12 protein-coding genes are annotated in these 14327 nt (G+C 63.8%); 2 read left to right on the top strand and 10 right to left on the bottom strand.

Translation table 11 applies throughout. The annotated features are described in order from the left end of the window. The coding region (locus EN738_RS17755) for an ATP-binding protein (protein WP_145966868.1) at positions 1 to 724 on the top strand (724 nt) is incomplete at its 5' end. Between the two features lie 285 nt (positions 725 to 1009). Here EN738_RS17755 and EN738_RS17750 read toward each other — a convergent pair. From EN738_RS17750 to EN738_RS35530, 9 genes are all read right to left on the bottom strand, one after another. Then, complete coding sequence (locus EN738_RS17750; protein ID WP_127284817.1) at positions 1010 to 3184, bottom strand: malate synthase G; 2175 nt, start codon at positions 3182 to 3184, stop codon at positions 1010 to 1012. A gap of 243 nt (positions 3185 to 3427) precedes the next feature. Next, a complete protein-coding gene (locus EN738_RS17745) occupies positions 3428 to 5449 on the bottom strand; it encodes a hydantoinase/oxoprolinase family protein (RefSeq protein WP_127284816.1) in 2022 nt (673 codons plus the stop codon). A 195-nt stretch (positions 5450 to 5644) separates the two neighbouring features. Beyond that, on the bottom strand, positions 5645 to 6016 hold the full coding sequence (locus tag EN738_RS17740) for an endonuclease domain-containing protein (protein WP_127284815.1): 372 nt from the start codon (positions 6014 to 6016) through the stop codon (positions 5645 to 5647). Positions 6017 to 6117: 101 nt separating this feature from the next. Continuing rightward, complete coding sequence (locus EN738_RS17735; RefSeq protein WP_127284814.1) at positions 6118 to 6744, bottom strand: CDGSH iron-sulfur domain-containing protein; 627 nt, start codon at positions 6742 to 6744, stop codon at positions 6118 to 6120. A 238-nt stretch (positions 6745 to 6982) separates the two neighbouring features. Then, on the bottom strand, positions 6983 to 7354 hold the full coding sequence (locus EN738_RS17730; protein WP_127284813.1) for a hypothetical protein: 372 nt from the start codon (positions 7352 to 7354) through the stop codon (positions 6983 to 6985). A 90-nt stretch (positions 7355 to 7444) separates the two neighbouring features. Further along, on the bottom strand, positions 7445 to 7792 hold the full coding sequence (locus EN738_RS17725; RefSeq protein WP_127284819.1) for a hypothetical protein: 348 nt from the start codon (positions 7790 to 7792) through the stop codon (positions 7445 to 7447). A gap of 200 nt (positions 7793 to 7992) precedes the next feature. Then, positions 7993 to 8472, bottom strand: coding sequence for a hypothetical protein (locus tag EN738_RS17720; RefSeq protein WP_127284812.1), 480 nt, complete (start codon positions 8470 to 8472; stop codon positions 7993 to 7995). A 323-nt stretch (positions 8473 to 8795) separates the two neighbouring features. Continuing rightward, entirely contained in the window at positions 8796 to 9305 is a 510-nt protein-coding gene (locus tag EN738_RS17715) for a hypothetical protein (protein ID WP_127284811.1), read from the bottom strand. Between the two features lie 12 nt (positions 9306 to 9317). Next, a complete protein-coding gene (locus tag EN738_RS35530; RefSeq protein WP_189605881.1) occupies positions 9318 to 9830 on the bottom strand; it encodes a hypothetical protein in 513 nt (170 codons plus the stop codon). A gap of 142 nt (positions 9831 to 9972) precedes the next feature. On the opposite strand from EN738_RS35530, the gene EN738_RS17705 reads away from it, so the two are divergent. Next, positions 9973 to 10863, top strand: a complete 891-nt coding sequence (locus EN738_RS17705) for a hypothetical protein (protein WP_127284810.1) — start codon at positions 9973 to 9975, stop codon at positions 10861 to 10863. 1667 nt (positions 10864 to 12530) lie between these two features. On the opposite strand, the gene lepA is transcribed toward EN738_RS17705, so the two are convergent. Continuing rightward, a partial coding sequence (lepA, locus tag EN738_RS17695) for a translation elongation factor 4 (RefSeq protein ID WP_127284808.1) occupies positions 12531 to 14327 on the bottom strand: 1797 nt, incomplete at its 5' end.

Raw genomic sequence — 14327 nt, 5'->3', positions numbered from 1 at the left:
GCATCATTCGGCCTCGATGGCGGCGATGGTGGGCGGCGGCTTGCGGGCGCGGCCCGGCGAGGTCTCGCTCGCCCATCACGGCGTCTTGTTCCTCGACGAATTGCCGGAATTCACGCCGCAGACGCTCGATGCGCTGCGCCAGCCGCTGGAGACCGGCGACTGCGTGATCGCGCGTGCCAACCACCGCGTCACCTATCCGGCGCGCATCCAGCTCATCGCGGCGATGAACCCGTGCCGCTGCGGCATGTCGGGCGAGCCCGGCTATCGCTGCCTGCGCGGCGAGCGCTGCCGCACCGACTACCAGGCGCGCATCTCGGGCCCGCTGCTCGACCGCATCGACCTCAGGATCGAGGTGCCGGCGGTCTCGGCCAGCGACCTGATCCGGCCCGACAAGGCCGAGACCAGCGCTTCGGTGGCGCAGCGCGTGGCGCGCGCCCGCAACATTCAGCGCGAGCGGCTCGAACGGCTTGGCGCGACTATGACCACCAACGCGCATTGCGCGCCTTCGATCATCGAGGAGATCGCGAGACCCGACAGCGCCGGCCTGACTCTGCTCAAGGACGCCAGCGAAAAGCTCGGCTTTTCGGCGCGCGCCTATCACCGCGTGCTGAAAGTGGCGCGCACGCTCGCCGATCTCGACGCCAGCGAGACGGTCGGGCGGATCCATCTCGCGGAAGCGATTTCCTACCGGATGAGCGCGGAGCGCATGGCGCAGGCGGCGTAGTCTAGTCCTTCTCCTCGTTTACGGGGAGAAGGTCCCGGCAGGGGGATGAGGGGCAGCGCCGGCGCTCATCCAGCCCCGGTGCAGCCGCCCGTCTTCATTTGGGGTCGCAAAGGGCATGTAGAGTGGCGCGGAATCCGATGGCCGTCGCGCCGCCCCTCATCTGGCTGCCGCCATCTTCTCCCCGTTAACGGGGAGAAGGACGCTCTCGCCAGTGGTTTCGCCAATCATCAAGGCCGCAGGCGCGTGCCACCCGAGCCGGCGGCGTGAACCGAAACGGCCGCCACCCTACTCGGCCTTGTTCCGCGCCTTCAGCTCCAGCCGCCGCGCGTGCAGCACCGGCTCCGTATATCCGTTCGGCTGGACCGTTCCCTTGAACACCAGGTCGCAGGCGGCCTGGAAGGCAATTGAATTGTCGAAATCCGGCGCCATCGGCCGGTAGAGCGGATCGCCGACATTCTGGCGGTCGACGATGGCGGCCATGCGCTGCAGCGAATCCCTGACCTGGATTTCCGAGCACACCTTGTGGCGCAGCCAGTTGGCGATGTGCTGCGAGGAGATGCGCAGCGTGGCGCGGTCCTCCATCAGGCCGACATCGTTGATATCAGGGACTTTCGAGCAGCCGACGCCCTGGTCGATCCAGCGCACGACGTAGCCCAGAATGCCTTGCGAATTGTTGTCGAGCTCGCGCTGGATTTCGTCCGGCGTCCAGTTCGGCCGCACCGCCACCGGCACCGACAATATGTCGTCGAGCCTCGCCTTCGGCCGGCTCTTCAGCGCCGCTTGGACGGCATGCACGTCGACCTTGTGGTAATGCGTGGCATGCAGCGTCGCCGCCGTCGGCGACGGCACCCAGGCGGTGTTGGCGCCGGCCTTCGGATGGGCGATTTTTTGCTCCAGCATCGCCGCCATCAGGTCGGGCATCGCCCACATGCCCTTGCCGATCTGGGCATGGCCGGCCAGCCCGCATTCCAGCCCGGTGTCGACGTTCCAGGCCTCGTAGGCGGAAATCCACGCGGCCTGCTTCATGTCGCCCTTGCGGATCATCGGGCCGGCTTCCATCGAGGTGTGGATCTCGTCACCGGTGCGGTCGAGGAAGCCGGTGTTGATGAACACCACGCGCTCGCGCGCGGCGCGGATCGCCTCCTTGAGGTTGACGGTGGTGCGCCGCTCCTCGTCCATGATGCCCATCTTGATGGTGTTTTTGGCCATGCCGAGCAGGGCCTCGACGCGGTCGAAGATTTCCACCGCGAAGGCGACCTCCTCCGGCCCGTGCATCTTCGGCTTCACCACATACATCGAGCCGGCGCGGGAATTGGCGCGGCGCCCGTTCGATCCGACATCGTGCAGCGAAATCAGCGCCGTCAGCGCAGCGTCCATGATGCCTTCCGGCACCTCGTTGCCGTCGCGATCCAAAATCGCCGGGTTGGTCATCAGGTGGCCGACATTCCTGACCAGCATCAGCGAGCGGCCGGGCAGGGTCAGCGCGCCGCCGGAGGGCGCGGCGTAGGCGCGGTCGGGGTTGAGCTTGCGGACAAAGCTCTTGCCGCCCTTGCTGATCTCTTCGGCGAGATCGCCCTTCATCAGGCCGAGCCAATTGCGGTAGACGACGACCTTGTCCTGGGCATCGACGGCGGCGACCGAATCCTCGCAGTCCTGGATGGTGGTCAGCGCCGATTCCAGGATGACATCGGCGATCCCCGCCGGATCGGTGCGGCCGATCTGGTTGGCGCGGTCGATGCGGATCTCGATATGCAGGCCGTTCCTGACCAGCAGCACCGCCTCCGGGTTGGCGGCATCGCCGCGATAGCCGACGAACTGTCTTGGATCGGCAAGCGTGGTGGAGCCGGCGCCCTCGCCCAGCCGCAGCATGCCGTTGGTGAACGAAAGTCCGTTGACGCCGGCCCATTTGCCTGACGTCAGCGGCGCCGACTGGTCGAGGAAATCCTTGGCCCAGGCGATGACTTTCGCGCCGCGCGCCGGATTGAACCCCTTGCCCTTCTCGGCGCCGCCGGTCTCGGGGATGGCGTCGGTGCCGTAGAGGGCGTCGTAGAGCGAGCCCCAGCGGGCGTTGGCGGCGTTGAGCGCATAGCGCGCGTTCATCACCGGCACGACCAGCTGCGGCCCGGCAACGACGGCGATCTCCGGATCGACATTCTGCGTCGAGACGCTGAAGGCCGGGCCTTCCGGCACCAGATAGCCGATCTCCTTCAGAAAGCTCTTGTAGCCCTCCATGTCAATCGGCGCGCCGTTTTCGCGATACCAGCCGTCGAGCTTTTCCTGCAGGGCGTCGCGTTTTGCCAGCAGCGCCCGGTTCTTCGGCGCCAGCTCGTGGACGATGGCGGAAAAGCCGTTCCAGAATTGTTCCGGCTCGATGCCGGTGCCGGGTGCTGCCTCGGCCGCCACGAAGTCATGCAGCTCGCGGGCGATCTGCAACCCGGCGGTCTCGATGCGGTCGGTCATCAGCACGTCTCCAGCTGTAGGCTTTGCCGGGCCTTTGGCATGTTTGGGGTTACGGGGTCAATTCGGCTTAGGGTGAAGGCGTCCTTCTCCCCGTTCACGGGGAGAAGGTGGCGGCAGCCGGATGAGAGGCGGCGCGACGTTACGCAAAGTAGGCGGTGCTGCGAAATCACGTTGGTCGGCGCCGCCCCTCATCCGCCCTTCGGGCACCTTCTCCCCGTGAAACGGGGAGAAGGAAAGGGCGCCTCACACCGCAATCCGCGGCCGTCCTGACGCCACCGCCACCACGTGCGCCTCGATGAACATGCGCTGGCTCTCGACGGTTGAGACCTTGAGCTCGGTGGCGACGTCGATCTCGGCGTTGTCGGTGCCGGCTTCCTTGGCCCGCTCGGCGACGATCGCCCTGACATCGGCCTCGGCGGCGGCGATCGCCTTGGCCTCGTCGGTGAAGTCGCGCACGGTTTGGCCCGAGGCGAGGCGGAACAGGCCTTCCTTCGGCTGGCTGATGCGGGCTTCGGCCGAGACTCGGACCTGGCCGACGACGGCGCCGAGCGCGTTGGCGACGTCGGTATCGTCCGGCACGACGCAGCCATTGCCGACCAGCCGCGGCAGGCCGGCATAATGCAGCGGCGCCGAGGCGCCGAGGCCGATGACCGGGCGGTCGAGCGCGACGCTGAGGCGGGCAATGCCGGGATGGGCGTCGACGGCGCGCTGCACCAGCGCATGCGCGACCGCGGCGGCGCCATCCAGCCCGTCCTCGGTGAAGGCGGTTTCGAGGATGTATTCGGCCGACCAGCGCGTCAGCGTCACCAGCACGCGTTCGGCGAGCGCTTCCGGCGTCGCGGCGATCGACTGGCCGCGGCCGTCGCGCTTGCGGGCGAACAGCTCGGCGCCGAGGCGGGCGGGGGCGGCATGCCAGTTGGCCTGCTTGCCGAGCACATGGGCAGCGTCCGACGGCGTGAAGCCGCAGATATGCACGAGGCCGCGCGCCACCAGCCGGTTCAGCGTGGCGTTCTGGGCGTTGGAAGAGAGCAGCCGGTCGAGCGCCAGCGGCGTGGCGCCGATCGCCTCGTAGAGTTTTGCCTCCGGCGCCGTCAGGCCGGCGGCAAGCCTGTCCGGCACGCCGGTGCGCACGGCGAAGCGGCCATCCATGCGGCCGGGGTTCGGCGCCCGCAGCTGCCGCTCCAGCTCCGACGTCACGGCCTCGCCGTGCGCCATGCCGGCCAGCGCCAACGGCACCAGGCGGCGCGGCCCGAGCAGGATCTTCGGGTTGAGCGCGCCGTCCTCCAGCGCCACTTCGGAATCGCCGCCGAGGCCGAAGGTGCGCATGGCGACCGCCTCGACCATGGTGCGGAAGCCGCCGACGGTGGCGCCTTCCGGATCGAGCCGCGGGCGGCCGCTGTCGAGCACGGCGACGTCGGTGGTGGTGCCGCCGATGTCGGAGACGACGGCATCGTCGAGGCCGGTCATGTGGCGGGCGCCGACGAGGCTGGCGGCCGGACCGGACAAAATGGTCTCGATCGGCCGCTGGCGGGCGAAGGCCGCGGACACCAGCGCGCCGTCGCCGCGCACCACCATCAAGGGTGCGGCGATGCCGCGCGCGTCCAGAAACCCTTCGGTCGCCGCCACCAGCCGGTCGATCATCGAGATCAGCCTGGCGTTGAGCAGCGTGGTCAGCGCCCGGCGCGGACCGCCGAGCTTGGCCGACAGTTCGTGGCTGGCGGTGACCGGCAGGCCGGTCTTCTCGCGGATCAGGTCGCGGGCGGTGACCTCGTGCGCCGGGTTGCGGGTGGCAAAGTAGGCGCAGACGGCAAAGCCCGACACCGAACGCCCAAGCTCCGGCAGTGCGGCCTCGAGGCCGGAGAGGTCGAGCTTGGCCGCATTGCCGTGCACGTCATGGCCGCCAGGGCAGAACACCACCGGATCGGTGCCGAGCGCGGTCTTCAGCCCGTCGCGGGCAAGGTCGGCCTCGGAAAAGCCGATCATGACCAGCGCCACGCGGCCGCCCTGGCCTTCGACCAGCGCGTTGGTCGCCAATGTGGTCGACATCGACACCAGCTTGATCGCCGTCGGATCGGTGCCGGATTTCTCCAGCACCGCGTCGACCGCGCCGGAGATGCCGACAGCGAGGTCGTGCCTGGTGGTCAGCGCCTTGGCCTTGGCCAGCACCTTGCCCTTCGGCCCGCCCTCCTCCGCCCACAGCACGGCGTCGGTGTAGGTGCCGCCGGTGTCGATGCCGAGGAAGAGCGGTATTGGCTTGGCGGTCATTTTTGCAGGCAGTCCGGGCAAAAGGATTGGTGCCTGCCCTTAGCCGATATGGCGTTGCGGATAAAGCCGGGAGAGATGGGCCAAGGGAGGTGGAGAGCGTGATCTCCCCCCTCGTGGGGGAGATGGCCGGCAGGCCAGAGGGGGGCGCTGTCCCGCCGACCTTGCCGTAATTGCGCCCGTCGCCGGCCAATTCGTTCAGGACGCGCCGCCAAGACCCGCCGCAATCACAATATGCTGACAGACATTGTCGATGTCGCGACTGACGTCATCGTTCCAAAAGCGCAGGACGGTCCAGCCGTCCTGCTCCAGACGCGCTGTCCTTGCTTCGTCACTGACAACAGCATCGGCTTCCGTATGCTGGGAGCCGTCGACCTCGACGACGAGCTTCTTTTGTGGGCAAGCGAAATCGACGATGTAACCGGCGATCGGAAATTGTCGGCGAAAGCCTAGCCCCATCAGCCGGTGCGCGCGAAGCTCGTTCCAGAGCTTCAGTTCGGCTGATGTCATGATCTTGCGCATCGACTTGGCGTTTGCGCGATGTTTTGAAGGCAATGGCGTGTGAGGCATTGTCAATGCTCGTTGGCTATTGAGGTTGGCACTCTACGGCGCCCCCCTCTGTCCTGCCGGACATCTCCCCCACGAGGGGGGAGATTGGCAGCTTCCACCGCCTACCCCACGAACCCCACCCTTTTGTGCGAATTGTCGCAGAACGGCTTGTTGGCCGAATGGCCGCAGCGGCAGAGGAAGACCCGCGTGGTGCGGTCGATCGTGTGGCCGGTGCCGGTGACGATCTCGGCATTGCCTTCGAGCTTGAGCGGGCCGTTGACGGTCGGCGTTATCTTCAGCGGGCCGTCGCGGGCCTCGAGCGCCGGCGCGTCCTTCAGCGGCGGCTCGCCGGTGGCGGTGAAGCCGGCCTTGATATGGGCGTTGTCGCAGAACGGCTTATTCTGCGACAAGCCACAGCGGCAGAGCGTGGCGCGATAAAAGGTCTCGTCGCCGAGAACGATCTCGGCATGCACCGCCAGCGGGCCGTTTTCGCGCAGCCGCACGGTATTGACCACCGGCGGCTTCTCCTGCGGGCCGCCATCCTTGCGGTGATAGGTGATGGCGCCGGACGGGCAGTTCTCCGCCAGCGCCACGACCTTCTCGACGCTGGCCGCCTCGGGGTGGATCCACTCGCCCTTGGCGTTGGGCACGAAGACGTGCGGATCGCCGAGCACGCAGTTGCGCGAATGGATGCAGCGCTTGCCGGAAAAGGAGACGTCGACCTTCTCGCCTTCGACCGTGCCTGCCATGGGTGGGGCCTCCTCTTGGGTGGAGACAGGCTAGGGCGAGGGTGGGAGGGGCGTCAAGTTGGCTGGAACGCCAAGTCTCCCCCCTTGAGGGGGAGATGGCCGCGAAGCGGCCAGAGGGGGTCGTTGCGCGTGAAGCGCCGACCTTGGCTCTCGCAGGAAGGGGCGCTGGCGTTTTACGCGAAGCGACCCCCTCTGTCGCCTTCGGCGACATCTCCCCCACGAGGGGGGAGATTATCGCTCACTCCACCAGGTTGATTTCCTCGGTCTCGCCGCCGCTGCAGGTGTAGCAGCAGTCTTCGCATTTTTCCTTGTTGCCGGGGCCGACGCCCCAATAGGTGCCTTCGTCGCCGTCGACCCAGGCGCCGTAGCAGATCGATTCGCCCTCCTCGCAGGAGATCGGCAGTTGCTTGGTCTCGCCGTCGTCGAGGTAGAAATCCTTGTCATTGCCCGGCCAGACATAGTCGCGGTCCTGGCTGTAGAGTTCGAGCCGCATGGCGTTGGGATGGCCGTTCCTGATCTCGAACGTGACGTCGCCGGCATGCGCCGCCGGCGCGGCCAGCGTGGCGATGAAGAACGCCGCGGCGATGCGGCGGGCGGTGAAGAAAGTCATGGCAGTCCCCCGAAAGAATCGGCCCCTCGGCCGAGAGTTCGACCATGCCATGCGAGGCTGGAGCGGGGAAGGATTGGTTGGCGCTTTCCCCTACTCCGCCAGGTCGATCGTCTCGGTCGAATGCTCCACGCAGATGAAGCAGCAGGTATCGCAGGGCTGGTCGTTGTCGGGGCCGACGCCGGCGGAGACCTGGTCGTCGCCGTTGACCCAGGCGCCCCAGCAGATGTTCTCGCCGGGATTGCAGGAGATCGGCACCGATTTGCGCGCGCCGGGGCGGATCAGGAAGACCTTGTTGTCGCCCGGCCAGACCGTATCGCGGTCGCGGCTGAACAGTTCGACCGCGACGCCGTCCGAGCGCTTGTTGCGGACGAACACCGACATGTCGTCGGCGAGGGCTGGGCCGGCGATGAGCAGGGCGGCAAGGGCGAGGCGAATCATAGCGGCGGGTCCTGGAGAGTGGAGAGTAGAGCATGGCCGGGCGAAGCGCGTAATCTCCCCGCTCGAGGGGGAGATGGCCGGCAGGCCAGAGGGGGTCGCCCCGCGTGAAGCTCCGAGCCTTGTCGTGACGAAAGGGGGCGCAGGCTTTCCACGCGCGACGTCTGTCGCCTTTGGCGACATCTCTCCCTCGAGGGGGGAGATCAGCGACCCACCACCACATGCGGCGCCAGCCGCTCGATCTCCGCGACAATGTCCGGACCGCTCATGTCGAGCGAGTTGATCTCCATGCGCACGGTATTGCCGCCAAACAGCGCATTGGCCAGCCCGTCTGGCGGCGCCCCGTTGAGCTCGAAACTGACCATGCCCGAGCCCTTGCCGGGGGAGGAGAGGCGCACGCTTTGCACCTTGTCCCAGGGCACCAGCACGTCGCCGCGGCGAGCATCGCGGAAGCCGCGCTGATCCAGGGTGACCTTGACCGAGGTGTCGAAGGCGCCGCGCGCGAAGTAGCCGCCGAACCCGAGGAAGCCCAGCGCCAGCAGCGCCACGAAGAACACCCGCCCGCCATCGGCGCCGTTGACCAGCCCCTTCAGCGTATAGAAGCCAAAGATCGCCGCCATCAGCAACGAGCCGGCGACGGAAGAGAACTTGTTGGTGGGACTGTTGCGGAGTTCGATGGACATGGCGGTGGCTTTCGAGGTGGGAGTGTAGAGCATCGGCGGGCGGGGCTGCGGCGGTTCTTCCTTCTCCCCCTGTGGGGTGAGAAGAGGTCCGCGTTAGCGGACGAAAAGCCAATTGCTTGGCTTTTCGAGCTTCGAACGCCCTGAGCCTGCGAAGGGCCGGGCGGTGGCCTCGCGTAGCGCCGAGACGGATGGTTCCAGCTTGGCAAAGACGCGTCATCCACAAAAGGGCGGTTGGCGACAGATCGCCAGCGTTTCGTTCCTTCCGACACCCCGACCGAGCTTCGCTCGGCCACCTTCCCCCGCGAGGGGGGGAAGGGGGAGCTTTACCTGTTCACCACCACATGCGGCGCGAATTTGCGGATCGCGTCGAGCATGTCGTCGCCGCGCGCGTCGAGCGAGGAGACCTCCATGTGCACGATGGTCTTGCCGAAGGGCAGGATCAGGTTCACCACATTGGCCGGCGCGTATTTGATGGCGTCGGGCGGCTCCTCGGTGAGCTCGAAATTGAGCATCGCCGAGCCCTTGCCGGAGGTGAGGCGCACGCTCCTCACCTTCCTCCACGGCACCAGCACGTCGCCGGCGCGGCGGTCCCGAAAGCCCTGGCTGTCGAGCACGACCTTGACCGAAGTGTCGAAGGCGCCGCGCGCGAGGAAGAAGCCGAGCGCCAGGCAGCCGGCGCCGAGCAGCGCGATGACCAGCACATGCCCGCTGTTCGCCCCGGCCGCGATGCCTTGCACCACGCCGAAAGCGAAGATCGCGCCGATCAGCAACGGCCCGATCGCCGGCAGGATTTTTCCCGTTGCGCTGTTGTGGAGTTCGAGCGGCGCGGCCATTTTTTCCGCCCCTCACCGCTCGGGTTTCAGCAGCGTCCAGATCCAGCCGATGAAGGTGAGGACCAGGAACGGGTAGCCGGCGGCGGGCCAAGGCGCCGACGTCGGCAGCAGCGGCGCGCCCCACAGGATCATCAGCGCCGAGACCGTGAACAGCAAGGCGGCAACGAGCCCGGCGAGGCGCACCCAGAGCGCGAAGGTGGCTTGGGCGCTGACCATGACCAGCCCCGCTGCCCACAGCGCAATGCCGCCGACATAGGACGGCACGCTGGCCTGCAAGCCTGCCGCATTGCCGGCCAGAAGCAGGCTCTCGCCGGCAAGGAAGGTGAGAAAGCCGGCCGCGACGAGATCATTGCCGAGCCGCTGGTATTTCATCGTCAGCAGCGCCGCCGCGACGACAACGGCCACGCCGTCGATGGTCCACAGCGTCTCGCGCAGCGCGTCGCCGGCAACGAAAGTGCCCGCCATGCCCAGCGCGCCGCCGATGGCGAGGCCGATTGCGGCGGTGGTGTCCGAGGTGGAGCGCATATGGTGACTCCCCAAAGCCGGGGAGAGGATACGCCGATGTGGGGGGATCGCAAAGACTGCGCGCTGGCGGGTTGTCGCTCGGGCGATTACGGTCCAGCCACGCCCCCCAAATCGATTGATGCCTTCGCGGCTGGCCAGCTCGATGGTGACCGATGCAGTAGCGACTTGCCTTGCGATCAAGTTCACCGCTAGCTATTGTCACCGCCTTGGATCTGGGGCGGGGGTGATTTTGAGTGTCGATGAGTTGCTCCTTTTGACGGAAATACTGGAAGCAAACGGGCTGTCACGGCCCGACAAATTCTTTCGCCCCGGCAAAAGCAACTTTGATCGCCTCGTTGCGTTGTTCTCCGCTATCGATGCGGATAATCGTGATGTGGTTTTCGACTTGATTAGAAATTATGATATAATCAATCAGTATAGGGACCATCTATTTAATTTACTACTACAAGTAAGCCAAATTCACACCGGAAATATCGCCCTCTTTCCACTTGCACCTTTTGATGATGACCGAATAAAAAGCGGTGATCACGTTTTTTACGAACTAAAGTCACTTGCTAATCCGGATTTCGATGGTCGCTTCGTTTTCTTCGACACTCCAGATTCAAAGGACCTGCTTCAAAGCGATTTGCCCAAATACGCCGTAGACGATTTCATCGGAACAGGGGAGCAATTTCTTGAAATGGTCGGCAAAATGGTATCATCGAACAGCGCCGCCAAGGTAACCGGCGCGCTAACTATTGCGATCATGGAATCCGGAAAGGCTGCGATTGAATCTAAAGGTATGGTCGCTGTGCACGAAGTATTGAAGCGCAAGGCGATTGACGGCTATCTGCGAGACGCCGGAAAGAACGTTGAACTTTTTTATGCACGCTACGACGCGCTTGAGTCGCATTTGGCCGTATCGCAAGCTCAGAAGCGGGGGTGGCAGGGTAGCGAGGCGCTGGTCTCTATGAAGAGAACTCCAAACAATACTCTTCCTATATTTTGGCATCGAGGAAGGGAACGAAAATGGCCCGCACCTTTTCCCCGCTAAACATCTCGAGGGAGCAGTTCTTGCTGCTGCGATCAGTTGCCCTGAAACAAGGGCTGCCATCTGAATTGCTCCATTCAGCTACAGGAATCATGACGCTAACTCAAGATATGATTGCGCAGTCCTACTTTCGCTCAGTCGGCGGCAGGCTAGCCCTCACCTCCCTGGGGGCTAGAGCGTTGCGTCGGTACGCTGGCGGGAAGGTCCCTTTGATAGACATCGGCGAACGGTGGTTGCTTGCAGAAACTGAGGCAAACTGCCAGTATCGAATTGGGAGCTCGCTTGCTCAACAGGTAGCAAAGCGCGTTAGTGGTGGCGTATGAGTCAAAAGCTCATGCGTCGGTGCGTCGAGTCGACGTGCAAGATTGAACGTAACATCAAGCCGTTGGCACACCTTCGGCTCACAGGAGCTCACCTCTCGGTGTGCCAATGCTCCTTCGTCGCAAATATTGCTTCGCAATAACGATAATGGTAACGCCGCGAGCTCCCAACCTTGCAAAAATCTGAGCTTATTTCGCGAAATATCAATGTAATCTTTGACGGTCTGACTGAAGCTCAGATTGCGGCTGTACAGAGCTATAGCGCGTCACTTGCCGATAGGGATCTTCCTACAATCTACTCACCGGTTCATCTCTGTCAAGTTGTAGGCGTTAGCCCCCAATACCTATTCGCAGTGTCCAACGATCCAAAACGTTTTTATCGGGGGTTTTCTATTCCGAAGCGCAATGGCGGAAGAAGATTCATACAAGAACCCCTACCTCTTCTAAAGGCAGTCCAACGCTGGCTTCTAGCTAACATTTTGGAGAAGGTAGGGGTCAGTCCTTTTGTGAAGTCGTACATTAAGGGAATTAATCTAAAGCACAACTCCCGATTCCATATTGGCCAAGACTTTGTCTTTAAGCTTGATCTAGAGAGTTTCTTTGATCGAATTCTGACAAAGGATGTCGTTGAAGTATTTTACAAGGCGGGATACACGAGGGACGTTTCTATTTTTTTGGCTAAGATTTGTGTGTCGAATGGGCGTTTGTGCCAAGGATCACCGACGAGTGGGGCAATAAGTAACATTGTTCTTTTGGAATTTGATTTGACTCTATTTGAGTTCTGCCGGTCTCGAGGTTTTCGATATACGCGCTACTCTGACGATATCACTATCTCAGGGAAGATGGATGCTGGGACAAACTTTCACGAGATTCTTCTGTTTATATCAGAATTGGCGTCAGCGAATGGCCATAAGATTAATAAGGGCAAGAGTCAGGTTTTATACCGCCACAACCGTCAAAAGGTAACGGGTATCGTTGTTAACGAAAAGCTGACGGTTCCCCGTCCCGTAAGGCGTAGATTTCGGCAGGAGCTCTTTTACTTTGAACGATACGGGCCTCGGGGTCACGCTGAGCGCATTGGCGAAGGATTGGACCAATGCGTAGCGCGACTTATTGGACAGGCAAGTCACCTGCTGTTTGTGAGACCTGATGACGAATTTGTTCGGGTCAAGAAAGACTTACTTCTCAGGGTTCTCAGACAGATGGACGCGGATCCGCAATTTGGTTTTGACCTAGGCGGCCGGCCCCTCTAGGAGGTTCAGCTATTCGTCAACACCCGCGACACTCCGAGTGAGGCGTCCGGCCGGGGCCGGATCGGCTACTTCCCTCCATTCGTGAGAAGCGCGCTTCTCAATCCCCCATCTTAAGCGCCTGGATAAACGCCTCCTGCGGGATATCGACCTTGCCGAACTGGCGCATCCGCTTCTTGCCCTCTTTCTGCTTGTCGAGCAGCTTGCGCTTGCGCGAGACGTCGCCGCCGTAGCACTTGGCGGTGACGTCCTTGCGCAGGGCCGAGACGGTCTCGCGGGCGATGATGCGGCCACCGATGGCGGCCTGGATCGGGATCTTGAACAGATGCTGCGGGATCAGCTCCTTCAGCTTCTCGCACATCTGCCTTCCGCGCTTTTCCGCCGCCGTGCGGTGCACCAGCATGGAGAGCGCGTCGACCGGCTCGTCGTTGACCAGGATCGACATTTTCACCAGGTCGCCCTCGCGGTAGTCGGTCAGATGATAGTCGAAGGAGGCGTAGCCCTTGGAGATCGACTTCAGCCGGTCGTAGAAGTCGAACACGACCTCGTTGAGCGGCAGATCGTAGGTCAGCATGGCGCGCTTGCCGACATAGGAGAGATCGGCCTGGATGCCGCGCCTGTCCTGGCAGAGCTTCAGGATGCCGCCGAGATAGTCGTCGGGGGTCAGGATGGTGGCGCGGATCCACGGCTCCTCGATCGAGGCGATCTTGACCACGTCGGGCATGTCGGCCGGGTTGTGCAGCTCCTTCAGCGTGCCGTCGTTGAGGTTCATGCGGTAGACGACGGAAGGTGCTGTGGCGATGAGGTCGAGGTTGAACTCGCGCTCCAGCCGTTCCTGGATGATCTCCAGGTGCAGCAGGCCGAGGAAGCCGCAGCGGAAGCCGAAGCCAAGTGCCGCGGAAGTTTCCATTTCATAGGAGAAGGAGGCGTCGTTGAGGCGCAGCTTGCCGACGGCGGCGCGCAGATCCTCGAAATCGGCAGCATCGACCGGAAACAGGCCGCAGAACACCACCGGCTGCGCCGGCTTGAAGCCGGGCAGCGCCTTTTGCGTCGGGCGGCGGTCCTCGGTGATGGTGTCGCCGACGCGGGTGTCGGCCACTTCCTTGATCGAGCCGGTGAAGAAGCCGAACTCGCCGGGGCCGAGCTCGTCGACATTGATGCGGGCCGGCGTGAAGACGCCGGTGCGCTCGACCAAATATTTGGCGCCGGTGCCCATCATGCGGATGGTCTGGCCCTTCTTCAGCACGCCGTCGATGACGCGGACCAGCACGATGACGCCGAGATAGGCGTCGTACCAGCTATCGACCAGCATGGCCTTCAGCGGCGCCGATAGATCGCCCTCGCGCGGCGGCGGCAGCTGGTGGACGATCGCCTCCAGCACGTCGGGGATGCCGAGGCCGGTCTTGGCAGAGATCAGCACGGCGTTGGAGGCGTCGATGCCGATCACCTCCTCGACCTGCTCGCGGATGCGCTCGGGCTCGGCGGCCGGCAGATCGACCTTGTTCAGCACCACGACGATCTCGTGGTTGTTGTCGATGGCCTGGTAGACATTGGCCAGCGTCTGCGCCTCGACGCCCTGGCTGGCGTCGACGACCAGCAGCGAGCCCTCGCAGGCGGCCAGCGACCGCGACACCTCATAGGCGAAGTCGACATGGCCGGGCGTGTCGATGAGGTTGAGGACATAGTCCTCGCCATTGTCGGCGCGGTATTTCAGCCGCACCGTCTGCGCCTTGATGGTGATGCCGCGCTCGCGCTCGATGTCCATCGAGTCCAGCACCTGCTCCTTCATGTCACGCGCCTCCAGCCCGCCGGTGAGCTGGATCAGCCGGTCGGCAAGCGTGGATTTGCCATGGTCGATGTGGGCGACGATGGAGAAATTGCGGATGTGGTCGAGGGG

Source organism: Mesorhizobium sp. M4B.F.Ca.ET.017.02.2.1, assembly GCF_003998955.1.
GTDB classification, from domain to species: Bacteria; Pseudomonadota; Alphaproteobacteria; order Rhizobiales; family Rhizobiaceae; genus Mesorhizobium; species Mesorhizobium abyssinicae.
The sequence above is the reverse complement of the archived record's forward strand: the minus strand, read 5'-3'. Positions and strand labels throughout refer to the sequence as shown.

Excerpts from the sequence above, each read along its gene's own strand:
- EN738_RS17750 (WP_127284817.1), bottom strand. The coding sequence starts at position 3,184 with ATGACCGACCGCATCGAGACCGCCGGGTTGCAGATCGCCCGCGAGCTG.
- EN738_RS17745 (WP_127284816.1), bottom strand. The coding sequence starts at position 5,449 with ATGACCGCCAAGCCAATACCGCTCTTCCTCGGCATCGACACCGGCGGC.
- EN738_RS17740 (WP_127284815.1), bottom strand. The coding sequence starts at position 6,016 with ATGCCTCACACGCCATTGCCTTCAAAACATCGCGCAAACGCCAAGTCG.
- EN738_RS17735 (WP_127284814.1), bottom strand. The coding sequence starts at position 6,744 with ATGGCAGGCACGGTCGAAGGCGAGAAGGTCGACGTCTCCTTTTCCGGC.
- EN738_RS17730 (WP_127284813.1), bottom strand. The coding sequence starts at position 7,354 with ATGACTTTCTTCACCGCCCGCCGCATCGCCGCGGCGTTCTTCATCGCC.
- EN738_RS17725 (WP_127284819.1), bottom strand. The coding sequence starts at position 7,792 with ATGATTCGCCTCGCCCTTGCCGCCCTGCTCATCGCCGGCCCAGCCCTC.
- EN738_RS17720 (WP_127284812.1), bottom strand. The coding sequence starts at position 8,472 with ATGTCCATCGAACTCCGCAACAGTCCCACCAACAAGTTCTCTTCCGTC.
- EN738_RS17715 (WP_127284811.1), bottom strand. The coding sequence starts at position 9,305 with ATGGCCGCGCCGCTCGAACTCCACAACAGCGCAACGGGAAAAATCCTG.
- EN738_RS35530 (WP_189605881.1), bottom strand. The coding sequence starts at position 9,830 with ATGCGCTCCACCTCGGACACCACCGCCGCAATCGGCCTCGCCATCGGC.
- EN738_RS17705 (WP_127284810.1), top strand. The coding sequence starts at position 9,973 with ATGGTGACCGATGCAGTAGCGACTTGCCTTGCGATCAAGTTCACCGCT.